General features: G+C 47.4%; 22 protein-coding genes, 1 tRNA gene and 1 pseudogene. 10 read left to right on the top strand and 14 right to left on the bottom strand.

Annotation, left to right across the window (positions count from 1 at the left end):
- The first annotated feature begins 133 nt into the window (after positions 1 to 133).
- Positions 134 to 1,978 (top strand): RNA polymerase sigma factor RpoD, encoded by a 1,845-nt coding sequence (rpoD, locus tag PU683_RS06690; RefSeq protein WP_023480889.1) that lies wholly within the window; start codon positions 134 to 136, stop codon positions 1,976 to 1,978.
- A gap of 53 nt (positions 1,979 to 2,031) precedes the next feature.
- On the opposite strand, the gene mug is transcribed toward rpoD, so the two are convergent.
- Positions 2,032 to 2,538, bottom strand: coding sequence for a G/U mismatch-specific DNA glycosylase (gene mug / locus PU683_RS06685; RefSeq protein WP_277170755.1), 507 nt, complete (start codon positions 2,536 to 2,538; stop codon positions 2,032 to 2,034).
- A 126-nt stretch (positions 2,539 to 2,664) separates the two neighbouring features.
- Here mug and PU683_RS06680 point away from each other — a divergent pair.
- The 3 genes from PU683_RS06680 (at position 2,665) to PU683_RS06670 (ending at position 4,704) form a co-directional block, all read left to right on the top strand.
- Positions 2,665 to 2,740: transfer RNA gene (locus PU683_RS06680), tRNA-Ile, on the top strand.
- 124 nt (positions 2,741 to 2,864) lie between these two features.
- Positions 2,865 to 3,083, top strand: coding sequence for a hypothetical protein (locus PU683_RS06675; RefSeq protein ID WP_277170754.1), 219 nt, complete (start codon positions 2,865 to 2,867; stop codon positions 3,081 to 3,083).
- 244 nt (positions 3,084 to 3,327) lie between these two features.
- Complete coding sequence (locus PU683_RS06670; RefSeq protein ID WP_277170753.1) at positions 3,328 to 4,704, top strand: PIN-like domain-containing protein; 1,377 nt, start codon at positions 3,328 to 3,330, stop codon at positions 4,702 to 4,704.
- Between the two features lie 119 nt (positions 4,705 to 4,823).
- Here PU683_RS06670 and PU683_RS06665 read toward each other — a convergent pair whose 3' ends face one another.
- Positions 4,824 to 5,111 (bottom strand): hypothetical protein, encoded by a 288-nt coding sequence (locus PU683_RS06665; protein WP_277170752.1) that lies wholly within the window; start codon positions 5,109 to 5,111, stop codon positions 4,824 to 4,826.
- 249 nt (positions 5,112 to 5,360) lie between these two features.
- Between PU683_RS06665 and PU683_RS06660 the strand changes: the two genes are divergently transcribed.
- Entirely contained in the window at positions 5,361 to 5,630 is a 270-nt protein-coding gene (locus PU683_RS06660) for a hypothetical protein (protein WP_277170751.1), read from the top strand.
- Between the two features lie 334 nt (positions 5,631 to 5,964).
- Here the strand turns inward: PU683_RS06660 and PU683_RS06655 are convergent.
- The 7 genes and pseudogenes from PU683_RS06655 to PU683_RS06625 all read right to left on the bottom strand — a co-directional run.
- Positions 5,965 to 6,474, bottom strand: a pseudogene (locus PU683_RS06655) (Dam family site-specific DNA-(adenine-N6)-methyltransferase); the annotation flags it as partial.
- On the bottom strand, positions 6,465 to 6,698 hold the full coding sequence (locus tag PU683_RS06650) for a DUF2732 family protein (protein ID WP_277170750.1): 234 nt from the start codon (positions 6,696 to 6,698) through the stop codon (positions 6,465 to 6,467). The gene PU683_RS06650 and the pseudogene PU683_RS06655, both read right to left, overlap by 10 nt.
- Before the next feature lie 66 nt (positions 6,699 to 6,764).
- Complete coding sequence (locus tag PU683_RS06645; protein WP_277170749.1) at positions 6,765 to 7,166, bottom strand: hypothetical protein; 402 nt, start codon at positions 7,164 to 7,166, stop codon at positions 6,765 to 6,767.
- 15 nt (positions 7,167 to 7,181) lie between these two features.
- Positions 7,182 to 7,586, bottom strand: a complete 405-nt coding sequence (locus PU683_RS06640) for a hypothetical protein (RefSeq protein ID WP_277170748.1) — start codon at positions 7,584 to 7,586, stop codon at positions 7,182 to 7,184.
- Positions 7,576 to 7,764 (bottom strand): phage filamentation protein Fil family protein, encoded by a 189-nt coding sequence (locus PU683_RS06635; RefSeq protein ID WP_277170747.1) that lies wholly within the window; start codon positions 7,762 to 7,764, stop codon positions 7,576 to 7,578. Before PU683_RS06635 ends, PU683_RS06640 begins: the two co-directional genes overlap by 11 nt.
- 9 nt (positions 7,765 to 7,773) lie before the next feature.
- Positions 7,774 to 8,277, bottom strand: coding sequence for a phage regulatory CII family protein (locus PU683_RS06630; protein WP_277170746.1), 504 nt, complete (start codon positions 8,275 to 8,277; stop codon positions 7,774 to 7,776).
- 30 nt (positions 8,278 to 8,307) lie between these two features.
- Entirely contained in the window at positions 8,308 to 8,529 is a 222-nt protein-coding gene (locus PU683_RS06625; protein ID WP_021293716.1) for a helix-turn-helix transcriptional regulator, read from the bottom strand.
- A gap of 143 nt (positions 8,530 to 8,672) precedes the next feature.
- Here PU683_RS06625 and PU683_RS06620 point away from each other — a divergent pair, with 143 nt between their 5' ends.
- Genes PU683_RS06620 through PU683_RS06610 form a run of 3 tightly spaced genes read left to right on the top strand, consistent with a single transcriptional unit; the run spans position 8,673 to position 12,094 of the window.
- A complete protein-coding gene (locus tag PU683_RS06620) occupies positions 8,673 to 9,254 on the top strand; it encodes a phage repressor protein CI (protein ID WP_277170745.1) in 582 nt (193 codons plus the stop codon).
- A 1-nt stretch (position 9,255) separates the two neighbouring features.
- A complete protein-coding gene (locus PU683_RS06615; protein WP_277170744.1) occupies positions 9,256 to 10,272 on the top strand; it encodes a phage integrase in 1,017 nt (338 codons plus the stop codon).
- A 19-nt stretch (positions 10,273 to 10,291) separates the two neighbouring features.
- Positions 10,292 to 12,094, top strand: a complete 1,803-nt coding sequence (locus tag PU683_RS06610) for a P-loop NTPase fold protein (protein ID WP_277170743.1) — start codon at positions 10,292 to 10,294, stop codon at positions 12,092 to 12,094.
- A gap of 787 nt (positions 12,095 to 12,881) precedes the next feature.
- On the opposite strand, the gene PU683_RS06605 is transcribed toward PU683_RS06610, so the two are convergent.
- Positions 12,882 to 13,136 carry a hypothetical protein gene (locus PU683_RS06605; RefSeq protein WP_277170742.1) on the bottom strand — a complete coding sequence of 85 codons (255 nt, stop codon included), beginning with the start codon at positions 13,134 to 13,136 and terminating at the stop codon, positions 12,882 to 12,884.
- A gap of 197 nt (positions 13,137 to 13,333) precedes the next feature.
- Positions 13,334 to 13,789, bottom strand: a complete 456-nt coding sequence (locus PU683_RS06600; protein ID WP_277170741.1) for a serine acetyltransferase — start codon at positions 13,787 to 13,789, stop codon at positions 13,334 to 13,336.
- Positions 13,790 to 14,326: 537 nt separating this feature from the next.
- Here PU683_RS06600 and PU683_RS06595 point away from each other — a divergent pair.
- A complete protein-coding gene (locus PU683_RS06595) occupies positions 14,327 to 15,496 on the top strand; it encodes a coiled-coil domain-containing protein (RefSeq protein ID WP_277170740.1) in 1,170 nt (389 codons plus the stop codon).
- Positions 15,497 to 15,525: 29 nt separating this feature from the next.
- On the opposite strand, the gene PU683_RS06590 is transcribed toward PU683_RS06595, so the two are convergent.
- A complete protein-coding gene (locus tag PU683_RS06590; RefSeq protein ID WP_277170739.1) occupies positions 15,526 to 16,296 on the bottom strand; it encodes a siderophore-interacting protein in 771 nt (256 codons plus the stop codon).
- Between the two features lie 238 nt (positions 16,297 to 16,534).
- On the opposite strand from PU683_RS06590, the gene PU683_RS06585 reads away from it, so the two are divergent.
- Positions 16,535 to 17,047, top strand: a complete 513-nt coding sequence (locus PU683_RS06585; RefSeq protein WP_277170738.1) for a PadR family transcriptional regulator — start codon at positions 16,535 to 16,537, stop codon at positions 17,045 to 17,047.
- Here the strand turns inward: PU683_RS06585 and PU683_RS06580 are convergent.
- A complete protein-coding gene (locus PU683_RS06580; RefSeq protein ID WP_277170737.1) occupies positions 17,044 to 18,606 on the bottom strand; it encodes a methyl-accepting chemotaxis protein in 1,563 nt (520 codons plus the stop codon). The two genes, PU683_RS06585 and PU683_RS06580, sit on opposite strands and share 4 nt — an antisense overlap.
- Before the next feature lie 431 nt (positions 18,607 to 19,037).
- Complete coding sequence (locus tag PU683_RS06575) at positions 19,038 to 20,558, bottom strand: methyl-accepting chemotaxis protein (RefSeq protein ID WP_277170736.1); 1,521 nt, start codon at positions 20,556 to 20,558, stop codon at positions 19,038 to 19,040.
- Positions 20,559 to 20,848 lie beyond the last annotated feature (290 nt).

Here is a 20,848-nt window from a genome sequence, read left to right as displayed (position 1 = left end):
ATCGTTCGGGTTGATCCCGACAGCCGCGACGAGGGCCAGCGGCAAAAATATAAATACACCCTCGCGTTAAATGTTGGCGGTTTATTTCGCTAACCGACACCAACCTCATGAATTTAAGTGTGGATACCGTCTTATGGAGCAAAACCCGCAGTCACAGCTGAAGCTTCTTGTTACCCGTGGTAAGGAGCAAGGCTATCTGACCTATGCCGAGGTCAATGACCATCTGCCGGAAGATATCGTCGACTCCGATCAGATCGAAGACATCATCCAAATGATCAACGACATGGGCATCCAGGTGATGGAAGAAGCACCGGATGCTGATGATCTGTTGCTGGCTGAAAACTCCAACAACACAGACGAAGATGCTGAAGAAGCCGCTGCACAGGTTCTGTCCAGCGTAGAGTCTGAAATCGGACGAACTACCGACCCGGTGCGCATGTACATGCGCGAAATGGGCACCGTTGAACTGCTGACCCGTGAAGGCGAAATCGACATCGCCAAGCGTATTGAAGACGGGATTAACCAGGTTCAGTGCTCCGTTGCCGAGTATCCGGAAGCCATCACCTACCTGCTGGAACAGTACGACCGTGTTGAAGCAGAGCAGGCTCGCCTCTCCGATCTGATCACCGGTTTTGTCGATCCGAATGCCGAAGAAGATATGGCGCCCACGGCGACCCACGTCGGCTCTGAGCTCTCCAGCGAAGAGATGGACGACGATGAAGATGAAGAAGAAGACGACAGCGATGACGACAGCGACGATGACAACAGCATCGATCCTGAGCTGGCGCGTGAGAAATTCGCTGAACTGCGCACGCAGTACGAGCTGACTCGCGACACTATCAAAGCAAAAGGACGCAGCCACGCTGCCGCACAGGAAGAGATCCTCAAGCTGTCTGAAGTCTTCAAGCAGTTCCGTCTGGTGCCAAAGCAGTTCGACTACCTGGTAAACAGCATGCGCGTGATGATGGATCGCGTACGCACCCAGGAGCGCATCATCATGAAACTGTGCGTTGAACAGTGCAAAATGCCGAAGAAAAACTTCATCACCCTCTTCACCGGTAATGAAACCAGCGAAACCTGGTTCAACGCCGCGCTGGCCATGAACAAACCATGGTCTGAGAAGCTGAAGGATGTGACTGAAGAAGTGCAACGCGGCCTGATGAAGCTGCAGCAGATTGAAGAAGAGACCGGCCTGACGATTGAACAGGTTAAAGATATCAACCGTCGTATGTCTATCGGCGAAGCGAAAGCGCGTCGTGCGAAGAAAGAGATGGTGGAAGCGAACTTACGTCTGGTTATCTCTATCGCCAAGAAATACACCAACCGTGGTCTGCAGTTCCTCGATCTGATTCAGGAAGGGAACATCGGCCTGATGAAAGCGGTTGATAAGTTCGAATATCGCCGCGGTTACAAATTCTCCACCTATGCCACCTGGTGGATCCGTCAGGCGATCACCCGCTCTATCGCGGATCAGGCGCGCACCATCCGTATTCCGGTGCATATGATTGAGACGATCAACAAGCTCAACCGTATCTCTCGCCAGATGCTGCAGGAGATGGGTCGCGAGCCGACGCCGGAAGAGCTGGCTGAGCGTATGCTGATGCCGGAAGATAAGATCCGTAAAGTGCTGAAGATCGCCAAAGAGCCAATCTCCATGGAAACGCCAATTGGCGATGATGAAGATTCGCATCTGGGTGATTTTATCGAGGATACCACCCTCGAGCTGCCGCTGGACTCGGCAACCACCGAGAGCCTGCGCGCTGCAACGCACGATGTGCTGGCTGGCCTTACCGCCCGTGAAGCGAAGGTGCTGCGCATGCGTTTCGGTATCGACATGAATACCGACCATACGCTGGAAGAGGTAGGTAAACAGTTCGACGTTACCCGCGAACGTATCCGTCAGATCGAAGCGAAGGCGCTGCGCAAACTGCGCCACCCGAGCCGCTCTGAAGTGCTGCGTAGCTTCCTCGACGATTAATCGTCACGCCAGATAAAAAAGCTCCCTGACGGGAGCTTTTTTTCGCCTGTTATTCACAACCCACGCGCTGCCAGCGCCTCATCCAGCTCGCGGTAGGCTTCAACCAGCTTCTCCAGCGAAGCGCGGTTCAGGCCACTGGGATTGGGTAGTACCCAGATTTGCGTCACACCGATGGTTATCTCCTGCTTACCCCACTTCGCACCGCGCACGCTAAAGGCTTGTTCAAAAGCCTGTTTGCCAAGCACCGCCAGCGCGGCGGGCTGATACTCTTCTATTTTATGCACCAGCTCCCTGCCGCCAGTGCGCAGCTCATGCAGCCCGACTTCCGTCGCCTGCACGGTCGGACGCTGAACCAGCATGGTGATGCCGCAGCGCGTGTCCAGCAGATGGTGCTCATCCTCAGGGCGCAACTGCTGGTCGGTAAAGCCGGCCTGATGGATCACTTTCCAGAAGCGATTGCCAGGGTGCGCAAAATGAAAACCCGTGTGGGCAGAGGATTTCCCCGGATTAATGCCACAAAACACGACGCGCAGTCCCGGCGCCAGAATATCGTGGATCATACTTAACTCCCGATCAGAAACGATAAACTTAAGTATAAGAGATTGAAAATGCGCTGTTTATAAAAACATCAGCCGGGCGATTCCCGCTGGATTGCGAGGATAAGTTACTCTATAATTCACCGCCACGGCCCCTTAGCTCAGTGGTTAGAGCAGGCGACTCATAATCGCTTGGTCGTTGGTTCAAACCCAACAGGGGCCACCAAATTTTAGCTTTAAAATCATATGATTAAGCCACTCGAAAGAGTGGCTTTTTTGTACTCTTTCCCTACAGTGTCGCAAAAGTGTCGCAGCAATTTATGAAGCAAGTTGTTCGATGAGGATACGTCATGAGTTATTACGATGATATAAACACTGATTACTGCCCAAACTGCCACGCTAAAATTCAAGGGATGGGCTCCTGCGAATGCATTACTTATGACAATCGTTGCTCATCCTGCGGCGTTCCGCTGAAGAATGTCCGTATAGAGGTTTGCTCTCCATCTGAAGCCCCCTACATTCTTTATGCTATTGAGATTGATGTTAGCCGATTAAAAAAACAACAATAAGTTATTGGTTAGGTTATGTAATATAGCTTGCTTCAGGGGAAATACAAATATAAAAAAACATAAAAATCATGAACATACAAACTGAAAGCTATAACACATGCAGTAATATGTCGCAAAAATGTCGCACAAAATCACTTTATTCTTTGTTTTCTTAAGATAGCAATTGATCTAACCCTCACTATTAGTATAGGTTTATCGCATCCCTAACTAATATCTTTCTGAACTCTATTAATAGGAGGAGTGCTTGAAAACTAAATTCCCCGGTTACTACAGTACACCAGAAGAATCTCTATCTAATATATGGTCAAGTGAATCAACATTGTTTGTTTTCGATACAAATTGTCTCCTCAATCTTTATCGATGTGAAGAGCAGACGCGCGAAGACATTTTAAATGTCATGCAGGCCATAGCTAATCGAATATGGATTCCATTTCAGGTTGGCTTGGAGTTCCAAAAAAACAGAAGAGTAATAATTAACTCAAGCATAGAAAGCCTCGAAAACATTAGAGAAGCCCTAAGAAATATTTATACTCAAAACATGCTTGACCATGGGAAAGTGAAGCGTGCTTTATATAACAATCTAAATGAAAGCATTTCAAAACTTCAGAAATCATTAAAAAAGCCTATAGAATCATTTATCGAAAGCGAAATCAGCACAAGAATAAAAAGCAAGGAAGCCATTTCGTCACATGATTCTATTCGCGATGCAATCGATAAAATTATCGGTGATAAAGTCGGTAATATACCTGCACAAGCCACCATCGATGAAATTGATAAAGAAGGAGAACAGCGGTACTCAAATAAGATTCCGCCGGGATTCAAAGACTCTTCGAAAAAAGAAATAACTTACCATTCTGGAATTGCCTTCCAAGACAGATTTGGTGATTTATATCTTTGGAAAGAGTTAATAAATAAAGCTGGAGATAAAAACATACAGAACATTTTTTTTATAAGCGATGACACAAAAGACGATTGGCTTTTTAAATATAAAAATACTGTACACGGCCCCCTTGAGTCTTTGAAGACTGAGATATGCCAACAATCCAGCATTGAGCATTTCAGGTTAATAAATCAATTCACATTTTTAAATGAAGCAAAAAAATACCTAGACGACATCAATGTAAGCGATGAATCATTAGAAGAGATCGAAAAAATATCGCTAAGAAACTCAAACCCAGAATCACACCTTGATACTTTCCGTGATAATGAAAAGTCTTCGTTCAAATGGTCGATTAACGATAGCCTTAAAGATTTTTTAGGAGGCCATTCTAAAGAAGTTAGGATCAGATACCGAAAAGAACACTTAATATTTCAAGCACATGAGCAACTCGAAATTTTTGAAAAATTAGCCGATAAAACTTTGTTCGTATTAAATGATCTTATAGGGTTGGAGGAAGTTTATAATATAGAGGTTAGAAAAAATTACAAAAATTTTTATGAGAGCTTATCTTCTTCTCTACATATAGCAAGAGGGTATGCTAACGATTTGTCAGAATTAATAAAAGACAATGGCGAAGCTCAACAAATAATTACATCTACTATTAAATTGAGACAACACTGTGACTTACTGGATAAGGGCGTTATCAATACATTGAATTATCTTGAGTCTGAATTTAGATAAATCACACAAAATGCGCGCTGGTTTCGTCCAGTGCTCTCGCGTTCTTACATGCGATAAGTAAGCACTATCAGCACTGAAGCCGGGTTAGCAAGAATGACCCGGCTATCGCATTGCCGCATTCATTCTCTAAAGATGCTTACCATGGACGAGCGCGACATTTTTTCCCAGTGCTCAAAAGCATTTATCCACGCCGCAGACTCATCAGGAAAGGTTTTACCAGCAACGGGCAACCACTCACGCGTGCCGCCAGTGATATCCAGATAGCGCACGTCCCAGCCTTCAGGATGTGGCCGGATAACATAGCGCTGATCCGGCAGAAAGAAAGACGTATAAAAAGCGTCTTTGGTTAGTTCCTCTCCTTCATCAAGAAAAACGAAAACCGCGCCACATATGGAAACCCGCCTCATTTTGTCGTCCCCCGCAAAACCAAAATACTGTATATAAAAACAGTATAACAAAGTTAAAAATTTTCAGTCCACGCAAAATCACCAATGCGCCTGCACCGCCCGCCGTTACTGACGTTGCGGCTTATTCCCCATGCTGCCGATAAATCGATTTGCTTACCTTTTCCTGCAGGATCTGCTTTCCCTCACTGACGAGCCAGTCAATAAAATACTTGATAGGATGGGTGTCCACTCTATGCAAAAGGTGATTTTATGACTGATTTGTTTCCACATTCCGTAGTGCTCAACGATGAAAAATATGCAGCGAATTGGGACATGAATAAAGGGGTGATACGCATTGTAGTTGGGGAGAATCCTCCCCCGCTTCATCCTGGTGATGTAGTGGAACTTTTCATAAGTGGTAAAGCCAGCAATATCAAAAAATTCACTGTCACCAGTCCTCCCATTCATCACAAGGGTGCCTCTGCGGAGAAGGGGCGAAAATGCAGGTTACTGTTCAATGTCTCCGAGCTAAGAGGATAAATTTAGCTTTAATTCAGAAAATCTTTTGCTTGCATCCTTCCTTCAAGTTGCTCGTTTTGAGAGCTAAATTTATTCACATTTTTCAGTCTTTGAAAAATTCCTAGCCCCTCTGAAACCCGTACCAGCTATGGCTTTGCGGGTTTTCCTTTATTTTTCGCTCTCACATAACTTGATCCTCTAAATCTCACGTAAAATCTAAAAAAACTCTATTTTTCCGATAGTTATAATTTTGGCTAGATCCTTCGCGGATCCTTTTTACTGAAAAGCACTGAAATTCTTTTCATTTTTTTCAGTCCGGGTTTTTACGCCAGCGCCCGGCAAGGGCGCGGGTTTCCACCATGCCAAGCGTCTGAACATAACTTCCTGTAACAAACGTCGCGCGGCGCGCTTTGTCAGCAAAGATTTTAATCTCGTTTTCGGGAAAATAAGGCCGCTTGTACTTTCCATAAGGTACGTTGAAAAAGCCGTTGCGGTTATAGCGGCACAGGCCATTAAAACAATGGCGGTTAAGATAAAGAAAAAGGGCTGCTCGCCATTCTGGATCAGCATCGTGATTGAAAGAATCGCGACTATCGTAAAAGCCATCCTCAGTATTGAAGGTTTCGAACAGATGCCGGGTACGGTCAATCAAATCAAGAGGATTTGCCGCTATCTCTTTGTATAAAGCAATCAGATCGGGATTAACGTCACCAATTAAGTATTCGTCATATTCAGTATTGAGCATGACGGAACATGAACCAGCAAAGGGCTCAACCAGGCGTTTACCTTTCGGCAGATGTGGACGCAACTGCGTCATAAGGCGGGCTTTGCTGCCCACCCATTTTAATGGTGATTTTATTGCCATGCTGCACCATCTTTACTGCTGATGGCTTCGGCTTCTGCACGGATTAGTTCTACGATCTCCGCTGCGCTTAGACCCTCAATGGCAGCATACGCGGCCAGTTTATCGAGACGCGTTGAACACAGATCCGCAGCGGCGGCTTTGCCCTCCTGGGTGGCTTTATTCAACATGGAGAGAAGATCTGTTCCTGATTTTATTAAGGGCAAATCCTGTCTTGTCATTCGCATTTCGGTTTCCTTAAGGCAAAAGAATCTCCGGCCATTGCGGTAATGGCCGATAAATTCAGGGTTTGATTAGTGAAAAACGGGGGTTTTAACTACAGCAGAATGATTTGGCGCCGGGACTTTATGAAGCGGGTAAGTCTGACGCCACCACTCCTGAATTAACGCCTTAATCTCACCCTGCCCAAGCGCGCCGGCGGTGTAGAACAAAGCCCGTAGGCTGGCCAGCGCCTCAATCTGGCTTTCTTTTATTTCGGCTTCCCGGTAAACGGTGCACCACATAGCGGCATTAATGGCCAGCCAGTGCCTTTGATTTGTCAGGTGTTCCGTATCGTTGAAGAAGAACGGATGCAGCGAAACGCGCCCGGCTTTATCAGTATTTTTGCTGATAAACATCAGAGCGTAATTCATTGGCACCAGCCAGGCGTTTAGCTCTGTGGCGAGTGTGGTTTTGTCTACAGAAATTATTGTCATAGCGGAAGTCCTGGTTTATCGCTGACGCAGCTGGTTGCGCCCGGCGATCAGATTTGCAGTACTTGCGGGAAGTACGGCAGCAGATTGCTGTGGTGTGCAGGTCTTGTTAGTAATGCGTCGAGCAGTACGCGGGGAAAAGTCCTGTTGCCTCAACGAACCGAACCCCGCAAACAAGTTGCGCGCATGCTGAATACCGGCACGAAGCTGCAACATTCGGCGATGATCCAGACGCGCATAAAGCTCATACCAGTTACATTCAGCTAGGCCTGAACTCAACACCTCGGCACCGTGCAGTGATGCAGCATGAAGGACTAATCCCCGCCACTCGGGTTTGAGCGAGTCCCAGTATTTAGCCGCCTCCGAATGACCAGGAAACAGCTGTTCGCGTAATGTCTGGATGCGCTCAAGATTAGAAGGCATGGACACCTCCGATAAATTTGGTGAAACGCTCCCAAATAGAAATTGGGCGTGTATTGAATTTATGAATATGCGACGGGTTCCAGCGCTTGCCGTTTGGCAGTTCAATCCAGCCATTTCCATAGCTGGGAAGTTGCGGCGTCGGTGATTGTCTTTTGAGCATTGATGCAATGTCTTTCATAAGAACGCCTCACATCAGCCCGGTGGCATTTGTCGTCACAATATCGACGGCCGCAGCCAGCACGGGCATTGAGGAAACACGGCTTTCAACGGTATAAGCCAAAACAGAAAGGCTGCGGATTGCATCGCGAGCACGATCAAGAATTTGAGTGCGGCGGGCAGTTGTCATGTGATCTGTTGATACTGCTTCCCCAGCAATCGCGCCCACGCATGCAGTCGCACTAAGGGCGCAAAACTGCATGTTGGCTTCTGTTGCGTTGTTGACTGGAACAGACGGAAGGCAGTTAATCTGTGCGAGCAGCCCATCAAGCAAACGCCCATCCTCTGTACTATCAGTGATGGCCAACAGGTCTTCACAGGTCAGACGGTGTGGTTGCAATGGATTCAGCTTGTTACGCAGTAATTGTGGGCGCATATCAACGGCAGCGGCCACATCTTCCAGATTGTGTGCCAGCGCAAATGCTCGGCAAGCTGCATCAAAGTGAGCGTGTTTAGAAGTCTGATAATCAAACATTGTTAGCGCCTCCCTAATCCGTAGGATGAATTACGCGTTAAGCGAAACATTACATTCGCTTAACGCCATCACGGTTAAGGCGGCCATATTCACTTCAACCAGCCCTTTTTTCTGCGCACCTTTAGGCTTGATTGGGAGTTTCCCGTACGAAATCAGATTCTCAGCAGTACTTCGCGACATACCAGTACGGCGGCAATATTCATCAAGTGGAATGTATGGATCGGGGATCACGATTGTAATGTTGGGACGCATAATGCAAACTCCTCTGGTTATGGATAAGCCAATATCCACTGTTATTAACCTATATTCGCAAAAAACTACAACAAGGAGAGGCTAGATCGTATTAAGCGACAATTCAATACATTTCTCGCATTTTACGAATTGCTGGCTAAATTATGGGCAAATTCTCTTACGGACAAATCAGCCATAGCAGTGAAGTGCTCGACAGAGTAATTAATGCTTATGGATTTACGTCTAAGCTGATGCTTGCCGACCATTTTGATATGGCATCAAGTAGTCTGGCTGGCCGCTACAAACGTGGTGGTTTTCCCGCTGACATGGTTGTTCGGTGTGTAGCTGAAACTGGCGCGTCGTTAGAGTGGCTTGCTACTGGCCAAGGTAGGAAATTCGACGATGAAGAACTCGACATCATGAAAATGCCTCGTCGAAAAATAGTTGATGGTCTGCTTTACGATTCAGGGATGTACATGCTTGATAAGGTTTCATTCCTACCAGGTATTCCCTTACCTAAATCCCCAATCTGCGTACTTGAAGGTAACAACCAGTTTATAGTTGATACCTCCTTCACTGAGGTTTATGACGATCAGTGGCTTGTTGAAATTGAGGGGAAAACAAGCGTTCGCACTCTGACTCGTATTCCCATCAAGAAGGTTCGTGTTAGCGGTGTGGGTATGGCTTTTGATTGTGGCATTGATGACATTACTATCATCGGCCGCGTTGTCCTGACGATTAAATAATATGACCATAAGAAAACTCAGCGATGGCCAATGGATTGCTGACTTTTATGCGGTCAACCGTAGTGATGGCAAGCAAGGCAAAAGAGTACGAAAGAAGTTTGCAACCAAAGGCGAGGCGTTAGCATTTGAAAACTACACTCTTCAAAAAGTTGAGGACACGCCCTGGCTTGGACAAGGCAAAGACAAACGCCGCCTTTCCGATCTAGTTCATCTATGGTTTGAGCGCCACGGAATAACTTTGCGTGACGGTGAGAAACGTAAAAGCACCATGCTTTGGGCTGATCAGTGCATGGGTTCTCCCCTGGCTACGGAATTCTCAGCCCAGCTTTTCACCGCGTACCGGGCTAAAAGGCTCGATGGCCATTTTGCCCGTACTAAGCGCGTCACTCAGGTTTCGCCTCGCACCATGAACTTAGAGCACGCGTATTTACTCGCTGTATTCAATGAATTGAAACGGCTTGGTGAATGGGAAGCGCCAAACCCGTTAGAAAACGTTCGACAGTTTAGAACAGAAGAAAGCGAGATGGCATATTTAACGGGTGAGCAGATTGATCGACTTTTAGAGGCATGTAAACTCAGTTCTGCAAAAGATTTGGAAATGATAGTGAGACTTTGTTTGTCTACTGGTGCTCGGTGGGGAGAGGCTGAGAAACTAAAACGCAGTCAATTCACCGCAGGGAAGGTTACATTTATCAAAACCAAAGGGAAGCGTAACCGCACCATCCCACTTAATCCAGCAATAATAGCCGAATTACCAAAAAAGAATGGTACACTTTTCGCCCCATGTTATTACGCCTTTAGATCAGCCCTTGAAAGGGCAGGAATTGAATTGCCGGCTGGGCAGATGACGCACGTTCTCAGGCACACTTTTGCATCCCATTTTATGATGAATGGAGGAAATATCCTTGTCCTGCAGCGAATACTAGGACATACAGACATCAAAATGACTATGCGTTACGCTCACTTTGCTCCAAACCATCTAGAAAAAGCAATAAAATTCAATCCCTTAGCCAAATGATAAAATTTTAGGATTATTGATGAGTAAAACTAACTTAGAAAATTATTTGAGTTATTATCAATCTTTAAATTCTCCAGGGTTTGCCGTTTTGGTTGTTGGCGAGTGGGGATCTGGCAAAACATACCAGGTTCTTAAAGCAATTCCTCCAAGCTTACAATGTCACGTGAGCTTATTTGGAATAGATAACGCCCAAGAAGTTTACACTACTGTTTTTGCTAAAATGTATCCTGGAAAGCATTTTGCAAAAAAAATAATTGATTTAACTAAAGACGTCTCAATTGAAATTGGTGGAATAACCTCAGGAGCAGGAAGCTTAATAGGAAATGCACTTGGCCCATTAATTAAACAAACAGTCGATAAAGATAAAATAATAATATTCGATGACCTTGAACGCTGCGCAATCCCAAACAATGATATATTAGGCGTTATAAATCAATATGTTGAGCACCATCAATGTAGAGTAATTATAATCGCTCATGATAAAAAAACCCATGATAACTTTATTACAACGAAAGAAAAAATTGTCGGACATACAATAAAAGTCGAACCACAAATTGACGATGCAGCAAAACATTTCTTCCCTCAAAATTATCATATAAACAATTATTCTTTCGCTAAATCCATTATATTGGATGCCTTTAAAAAAACTGAGTGTCAATCACTAAGAATATTAAAATCTGTCATTGGTGACTGCAATAGATTAATTAGATGCCTTGAGCCAATACATATTAAAAACCAGTCAGCAATGCAAGCATTATTTAATCACTTCTGTATAGTCAACATTGAATTTAGACTTGGAAATCTTGATGCAAATAATCTTAAGATATTCCCCAAAAGCCATTTAGAATATTTGGCATTCAAAAGTAAATCTGAGAAAGCTAGCGAAGAAGAACAAAAAAAAGCACGTAATATAATCAAATTCATATCTAAATATCCTACAGAAGACATCAGAACGCCTATAATAAGAAATGAATTATTAGCAATTATTTTAGAAACAGGTAGTTATCCAAAAAAAGAAATCATCGATTCCGTAAATATTTCCAAGTACTTTTTTCAGAACATTAAGCGTCCTGCATGGGTAACAATAATAAATTTTGATAGTTTAGATAGTGATGTCGTAAGACCGGCAATTGAAGAAATGTTTAATAGCTTCAGAAATTTTAAAATAATAGAAATTGAAGATTTAATGCACAGCTTCTGCTTAACTTACATGCTATCTGAAATTAATGAAGTCAACATGAGCTTTGATGACATCTACTCATTCCAGTGCGAATACATTAAAAATCTTCTAGATAAAGGGCTACTTCCACCCGCGCCACTATTATATGATCCGTTTTCTGATAATATTTACAGAAGTGCACGGAACTATACATATTGGATCAAAGATTCTTATAGCTGGTATGTCGATGAAGTAGTACAAACTTTAAAAAAATCAAGAAAAGAAAGTCAGATAAAAAAACGACCGGAGTATGCTGAAGATATTTTAATTGCACTTGAAACAGATGTGGAACTGTTTAAGTCCTTAATTATTGGAGATGGAACAATTTCGGGGAAGTATTCAACAATAGACATATTATCTCAAATTCCACCGGAAGACTTTGTAATTTATTGGCTGACGCTTCCTGTTGATTCTTGGAGTAGAATTGCTGATATTTTGATATCCAGATACTCTAATGGTTCATTACTGCATTTACTTAATGGTGAAAAACTATGGTTGTGCGAAGTAAACCTATGCCTAATTTTTGAAGCTAAGAGGAACAAAGGCATCGATAGAGCCAGAATCGAACGCCTTTTCCCCCACAGCGTGCTTGTCGAATTATAATGTCGCAAAAGTGTCGCAAGAACATAAGAATATAGGTGTATATAAGTACATATTTGTTTCTTATGTTGCTGATTTTCATGTAAGTTATTGTTTTTTAAAAAGCGATCATGGTTCTCATAATCGCTTGGTCGTTGGTTCAAACCCAACAGGGGCCACCAAATTTTAGCTTTAAAATCATATGATTAAGCCACTCGAAAGAGTGGCTTTTTTATTGAGTAATTTAAAAGTGGCGATGTAATGGCGATCAATTTTTACTATGGCGATGTCATGGCATAAAAAACCGCACAAAGGCGGGTCTTTTCACATCCATAATTGATGCTGTCTGGTATGAGTTCGATTGGGTGGCACAAGGTCTCCGAATCCTTATTAGTACTTGCACCGGTCAGGATGAAAAAAATCACAGAATGCATGCGAAAAAAGGCATCAAATGCGTTCATCCGCATACATCATCTACCTGAGCTTCAAGGAGTATTTATTTATCTTTCGCAGGCTTTAAAACGCGGTAAATTTTACTCACTACATACACGGTTAGAATCCCAATAGATATAGACGAAACCCCAAGAAAAATTATTGACGAGAGGAAGGGACTGAACAAGCCACCCAAACTTGTAAAATCGCTAATCCGGAGAAGGATGTCACTGGGTACCTTTCTTAACACAATCTCAGGAATGATGAGGAAAGAAATAATTCCAGCTAAAACATAGACGACAATTTTTCGACTTGTTTTCATTTTCAGCAATGCCTCTGCATATAACCCGGATCAATCCAACAATAAGAGACCAGGAGCTTAGCGCCTGGAGCGCCTTAAGAGCCTAAACACTTTTTTAGTTAGCTCAATAGTGAGCACGCCCAGCAAAATAGATGCTAAACCAAGAAAAATCAGTAACGAAAGAAGGTGGCTAAACACGCCTCCGAGACTTGTGAAATCACTGAGTCGGGCAAATTGTTCCGGAGTCAGAACGCGAATCACGATTTCTGGAATAGTGAAAAAGAAAACCATAACAACAAGAACATAAACCACTTTCATAACGCTTTTTTTCATTATCTTCCTTGATCCCTATATCTTTAGTACGGTCCCGAACCCCAGAATTACACATTCACTGGTGCTCCCGAGCATCCCCAGCTACACCCTACATAAAAACACGATCATGGCAGTTATGACGGCGCTGCTGCTTTGCTTTGTGATGTTTGTCATTGAATCCGTGCTAGCAGACAACAACAGTCGTGGATAATAACGTCTTACGCAGGTCTGTTTTTTCTCTTCTCCCCGGTGCGCGGCAGCATCGGAACAAAATCGTCACCGCGCGGGGTCATTACCGATTGCTTGCGGGTAATAAAAATAGTGTCCGACGGAATATCTTTATTCACAAATGACATGGCACCAATCACCACGTTATCGCCAATCGTGATTGGCCCCACCAGGCATGAATTGGCGCCGATATCGACGTTATCACCGATGCGAATAAAATCGTTATCCGTCATTCCCTGAACAACGCCAATCGTCGTGTTTTGCCGGATAGTAAAATTAGCGCCAATTCGCGCGCTATAGGTGATAACAACGCCGGTATGGTGCGGTATATGCAGTCCGGGTCCTATTCTGGCTTCCAGATCGATATCCGCCGCGAATTTGCTCTTAATCATATTGGAGAGTGATTCAGCTACCCGCTTCTGGCGCTTGTTACCATGCTCATTCATTTCACTGGCCAGCCGCCACCAGAATAAAAAATTCCTGCGGCGGTTTTTCTTCTCCCGAAGAAGACGGCGAAACGAGAATTTATCTTTGCGAATGACCTCAATGCGCCAGAACTCACGCAGATCGTGTGCCTTAGACGAGAAAATAAAAAAGAGGCATGTTAACAGTTTGATAGTGAGTCTCCTGCCCCTCTCGCTAGCGCTTACGGGGGATTCATAATTTCCTCACAATCATAACATTTGAAACAATTGCCGACAAAGCGTCCTGCAGCACGCCCTCCATACGTCACCTTTTTGATACCCTGCCGCTGTGAGATCATTTCCCCTTCTGAGCATCCCCTGGCACGCCTGTACCGACACTTTGAGCCGCTTATCGCGCAATTAGAACGCCATAAGCGCAATTTTTATAGAAAGACTAACGCATTGAAATATGCCCATGTAATATGAGGCCGGGCTATTGCGACTTTCGCCTGCGTGGTCCAGATTTGATGAATAACGACTCCCCCTTAACAGACTCATTAAGCGCTTTGACGAAACGCCATGAACAAACCCATAAAACGGCTTGAAATCATCAAATACGCCATTGAACTGGAGGATGACAGCATCATCCTCAGCCAGCTTCCTTTGCTGAAAACGGAAGTGACCGACCCGGAGTTAGCGTTTATTGTTCACGCGCTCGAAGAGAAAAATTACAGCGATGCAATGCGCGCCATTACGGCGTGGCTCCAGAGCCAGCGCTCGATCGTCAGTTGGCAGGATCCGCAGGTTGCCGCCAGCAAGCTGGAGCTGAAAGCGCTGGAGGAGCAGCTTCGCGAGCTTATCGACAAGCGCAATGCGCGCATCCAGCAGCTGGATGAATTTAACGATCTCTACTTAACCCGTCTGGGGCCGCTGATGTCGCAGATCCTGCGCCTGCGTAAAATGCTGGCTGAAGCCGCGGTGCGTCGCCAGGAAGCGGAAGCGCGTCGCCGTGAGGCCGACTATCTGCGCTGCCAGAAATACCTCTCCCAGGCGGTGAACGTGCTGGTGACGCTCACGCAGCGCTGGCAGAGCATGCCACCGCACTCCCTGCAGGCAGCGGAAGCACGTAAACATCTCCAGCAGCAAAGCGAGCTGATCGCCTCCCTGCTTGCAGAAGCGCAGGAGCTGGAGCGCGGACTGACGCGTGAAGAGGAGCCGACGCGCCAGGCGCGCGACGAAGCGCGTCAGGAGTATGAAAGCTATCAGGAGCAGCAGCACGACGCGGAAAAACGGTTCAGCTTCGAGCAGAAGATGTCGGAAGAGGAGCGCCATGAGCTGAAACGCCTCTGGCGTCAGGCGAGTAAACTCTGTCACCCCGATCTGGTCGACAGCGACATGAAAAACGATGCTAACAGCATGATGGTGCAGCTCAACCAGGCTCGTCAGCGCGGCGATCTGAGCGCGATTCGCTCTATGCTCAGCCGTCTGCAAAAAGGGCTGGAGCCGCTGATGGCCAGCGACAGGCTGAATGACGTGCAGCGTCTGCGTCAGCGCATTGTTGAAGTGAAGCAGCATATCGCTACGCTGATTGAAGAGTTAATGACGCTGGAGAAAGAGGAGACCTGGCAGTTGGTCTCTTCCCTCGGCGATCGGGAAACCTACTTCCGCCAGCAGGAGAAAGCGCTGGCTGAGATCCGGGAATCCCTTGAGCAGCAGGTTAGCGAAGCCGAATACGACGAAGTTGCCTGATATGCGCCCGGCGCTCTGCCGGGCCGCAGCTATTTTTTGTGCCAGTAAGCCTGCGCGCGAACGAGCTGCTGATCGATGGTGTCCGTTTCAAACTGTGCCTTCAGCGATTTCACTACCTCCCCCTCTCCGGTCAGCCAGATAAAATAGCCCTCATCCGGCACAGTGAGCGCCGCCAGCTTTTCTGCCACCTTCTGCGGGTGTTGCCCAATCACATACTGAATATCAAAACCCTCCAGGTGTGCGAGATAGTCCTGGTAAGCGGCATTGTCGATCGTCACCAGCGCCGTTACCTGCGGGCGGCGCGCAAGCTGGCTTATCGCTTCCAGGCGGCGACGGAGAGCCGGCATACCGGACTCATCGCACACATAGAGTTGCCAGGCATAACCTTCCGGCACCACCAGCGAACCGCGCGGCCCGCCAATAGTCAGATGATCTCCGGCCTGCGCGTTAAGCGCCCAGCTGCTCGCCACACCACCGTCGTGAAGATAAAAATCGAGCGTCAGCTCATGACGGCTGCCATCATAGAGCGGCGTATAGTCGCGCGACTGTGGACGCGGCCCATCGCCCCAGTCAATCCCCTCATCCGTTACCACTGGCGGAACAAAAGACGTGCCCGCCTGCGGGAAAAAAACTTTGGTGTGGTCATCGAAACCGCGTGAACTAAAGCCATCGAGCTGCTCACCGCCAAGCACAATGCGCTGGAAGCCCTCGCTTGCCCGCTCAGCGCGCAAAACGGTTAACTGGCGAAAACGTAGCTCATTGCGTACGCGTTGCGGATAGCATGAAGGAGTTGTGGTCATAATCGGCCCTACTGAGTGTGAAACAGATATATCTAAATTTTGTGCAAATGATAATGATTGTTGTTCTTAGCGAAGGCAAGATCTTTTTAAGATATAACTACCACCGGGCGCACACTCTGATAAAACTGTCAATTAAATATATACTTATCAATAAGATAAAAAGATTAAATCAATCAGGCCTGTTACCACACCTAATTTAGATATAGATTAGATATATCAGATTACAACGGAGAGTAAGATGCGCCCTTCTTATGACAGTCACGATAACGAACGCCACGGCGCTCGTCGGCAACGCTTTTTTGGCCACGGGGAGTTACGTATTGTGCTGCTGCATCTTCTGCGCGACAGCGCAAGCCACGGCTATGAGCTGATCAAAGCCATCGAAACGCTGACCGAGGGAAACTACACGCCCAGCCCCGGCGTGATCTACCCGACTCTCGATCTGTTGCGCGATCAGCAGTTAATCACCATCAGCGATGAGGAGAGTGGGCGCAGGGTGATTGCAATAACGCGACACGGTCAGCAGTGGCTGGATGAGAGCCAGCAGCAACTGGCGCAGATTCTGGAACGGATCAAAGCACGTAACGTCGGTTATCAGTTGCGCAGGGATCCGCAGATGAAGCGGGCGCTGGCTAATTTTAAAGCCGTGCTTGATTTGCGTGTTAACCAGCAGGCACTCAGCGCCGCGCAGCTTAAACAGATAATTGGCATTATCGACCGCGCGGCGCTGGAGATATCCCAGCTGGATTAAGCTGGCATTGGCGCTTCACGCAGGCGGAAGACTTTCACCAGCTCACGCAGATGCAGCGCCTGGTCGTTCAGTGCCGCCGCCGCCGCCACGGACTCTTCCACCAGGCTTGAGTTCTGCTGGGTCGTGGAGTCAATCAGGCCAATAGCGCTGTTGATCTGCGAAATACCATCGGTCTGCTCGCGGCTCGCCTGGCCGATTTCACGCAGGATCACATCCATCTCTTCGACGTTGGTCACCATACCGTTAATCAGCGCGCTGGCTTTCTCCACCAGCGCCATCCCTTCACGGGTCTGGCTGGCTGAGTTCTCAATCAGATGGCGAATATCATTCGCCGATGAGGCACTTTTCTGCGCCAGCTGACGCACTTCACCCGCCACCACGGCAAACCCACGGCCATGCTCACCGGCACGCGCCGCTTCAACCGCAGCATTCAACGCCAGGATGTTGGTCTGGAAGGCAATCGCGTCAATCAGGTTGATGATGTCGGACATGCGATTAGAGGTGTCATTGATAACCCGCATCTTCTCGGTGACCTGCATCATCATCTCGCCATTGCTTTTCACCACCGTCGCGGCATCGGCCGACAGTGTCGTGGCTTCAGAGGTGTGATCGGCCGTGTTCTTCACGGTTGCGGTGATCTGCTCCATGGAGGCCGCGGTCTGCTCAACGGAACTCGCCTGCTCTTCGGTGCGCGCCGCCAGATCCTGGTTACCGGCAACAATCTGCGCCGCCGCGCTGGAGATATTTTCAGAGCCGTTCTGCACCTGATGCACAATCTCCACCAGACGATTTTTCATCTCCATCAGCGCACGCAATAGCGTCCCCGTTTCATCACGGTGATGCGAGTCAATCGACCGGGTTAAGTCGCCATCGGCAATCGCTTCAGCAAAAGCCACTGCTTCACCGAGCGGGCGGGTGATCATCCGCGCGATCACTACGCCAATCAGGGTGCCGAGAGCAATGCTGATCGCCGCCAGTGCAATAAGGAGCAGGCGGTTGGAGCCAAAGTCGTTCTGCACCTGCTGACCCGCGTCGCGCATCTGCTGATCCTGAATGGCAATCAGCGCCTGCACTTTCGCTTTATAGGCATTCTGGACGTTGATGGTATTGGTCATCATCTCCTGAATGGCGGCCGCGCGATCGTTGCGCTTTACCGCATCGAGGATGCGAAAACGGGAGTCGAGGTACTGCTGGCGCACGGTACGGATTTCAGCGAGGATTTGCTGTGACTGCTCGTCGCGCAGGTTTTCCGACAGATCTGCCAGCAAGGCAGTAATACGCGCACTGATAGCCGCCAGCTCTTTTTGAGAATCAGCCGACCATTTGCCGTCCGTATCTAACAGCATTAATTGTTGCGTACTGACAAACGTCTGGAAATTATCAATTAGCTGGTTTGCTTTTACCGTAGTTGGATAATCCTCATGCACAATTTCCTGCATACCATTGTTGGCACGATTAAGGCTAAAAAGCGAGAAACAGGAACTCACCACCATCAATACAATAAGGAACCCGAATGCCAGAAATAACTTCGTACCTATTTTTACATCATGTAAAAACATATCTTCTCCGTGGATTTGAATGTCTTGCTGACAAAAGCTTTGAACCCTAATTCAGAAGGCACGCTTAAGTCCCCGGCGCGAATGGAAAGCCTGCCGCCACCTGACGTTATCGGTAACGTTAATGCTAACTTTATGAGTTTGATCGTTTTTTTATTAAATTAATTGGCCTCAGGATAGTCAGAAGCTATCAATACAGCCTCATTGATCGTTATTTGTTTCGGTTTCTTATAATTTCAATCATATATTAACGGGAGTTAACTAGAGTTAATTGGAAATTAAATTTCATGCTAACTAATTTATTCCCCCCAAGCCTGAAGAAGCCTTACTTAATAAAAAATTAACAATTAAGAAAAAATTATTAACAAGGACATGTATGAGAAGAAATAAAAAAACCGCCAGCGGAGGTGGCGGTTTTTTTAATTAAATATCCATTAATGCAAAACGGAAACCGCATCCTGTAGGCGACCCGCACGCTGTTTCACCATTGACGACACCTCCGCACTCTGCTCAACCAGCCCGGCGTTTTTCTGGGTAATGGCATCCAGTTCCGCCACGGCACGCGTCAGATCCGCCAGCCCCGATGCCTGCTCAGAGGTGGACTGGCTAATCTGGGCAATCAAGGCGGTGACATCTTTGACCTGAGCCACGATATCGTCCATGGTGCGGCCCGCCGCGTGAACCTGATCGGAGCCGGACTGCACTTTGCTGGCGCTGGCATCGATCAGTTTACGGATATCATTCGCGGCGTTAGCGCTGCGGCTTGCCAGGTGGCGAACTTCCCCGGCGACCACAGCGAAGCCTTTCCCCTGCTCCCCTGCCCTTGCCGCCTCGACCGCGGCGTTCAGCGCCAGGATATTGGTCTGGAAAGCGATATCGTTAATCAGCGCGGTGATGGAGCCGATACGCTGCGTGCTGTCGGCAATCTCATCCATGGTTTTGACCACCGTTTCCATCGCTTTACCACCATGAGCAGCGGCGTTACTGGCGGAGCTGGAGAGCTTATCCGCCGCAGAGGCCGTTTCTGAGTTGCTCTGTACCGACGCGGCCATCTGGCCCATGGTCGCCACAGTCTGCTGCACGTTTACCACCGTCTGGCGTGTGCGCTCATTTAAATCTTCGTTGCCCTTCGCCAGCGTTTCGCTGCCGTTAAGCACGCTGCTTACCTGCCCGGAGACATCATTAATCAACCAGCGGCACATCAGCCCCAGCTGCCCGACCGAGCGCAGGATTAGCCCCACTTCATCGCTACGGTTGAGGAAATCGACGTTGTTACGATCGCCTGTCGCCACGCTCAGCGCCTGCTTTGCCACATTCTCGACCGGACGAACAATTTGCCACTCAAACGCCAGCGCGCCCAGCAGCGTTACCAGCGTACTAACCAACATCGACACGGGATGCGCGCCGGTTAACCACAGCGCCGCCAGTTGCGCCACCCACAGCAGCGCCATGACGCTGCGCGCGCGCCAGCGCAGCGGAAGCGTGGCCACTTTCCCAAGTGCGCCTTTCCCCAGCACCAGCCCTTTATGCAGGCGCTTTTTGCTGCGTCCTTCATTTAATGCGTTGTAGAGCGGTTCAACCGCCGCGATCTCCTGCTCCGTCGCGCGGGTGCGGATCGACATATAGCCAGTCACCTCACCGTTACGCACCATCGGAACGGCATTCGCCCGCACCCAGTAGTGGTCGCCATTTTTACGGCGGTTTTTCACAATGCCGCTCCATGGTTCGCCCTGTTTCAGGGTGAACCACATATCGGCAAATGCTGCTTTCGGCATGTCGGGATGGCGCACGATATTGTGCGGTTGGCCGTTTAACTCATTGAGGTGATAACCGCTGGCGTGAATAAACGCATCGTTAGCGTGAGTGATGTAGCTCTGCGTATCAGTGGTGGACATCAGCGTGGCGTCATCGTCCAGCGGGAAGTTACGCTGGCTGACATAAAGAGGAGAAGACATGGTTGCGTCCTGTGCAGGTTATATTGCCGTGAAAAAAGTATTGCGAATGTTATTTCGGCGATAATGAATTTATCTTTAGTTGTTAAATTTGATTTAGATCGCAAATCGGCAGAAAACCCTGATTCTTATAGGTTTGTTAAGATATTGATTTTAATAGTTTCACTCTGAAAACACTTAGTCAGCCTTACTGGTTATGCCCCATTTTCATGCATCCGACGCTCTTTTTTGGCGCAAAAGGCCTTTTCACTCTCTCGCCCTGCATTTTTTAACAATGTTGTAACCTCTTTTTG

This window comes from Candidatus Kosakonia sp. 282A-S69 (assembly GCF_029433855.1).
In the GTDB taxonomy this organism is placed as follows: domain Bacteria; phylum Pseudomonadota; class Gammaproteobacteria; order Enterobacterales; family Enterobacteriaceae; genus Kosakonia; species Kosakonia cowanii_A.
Note: the sequence above shows the minus strand (reverse complement) of the source record. Positions and strands in the feature narration are given on the sequence as shown.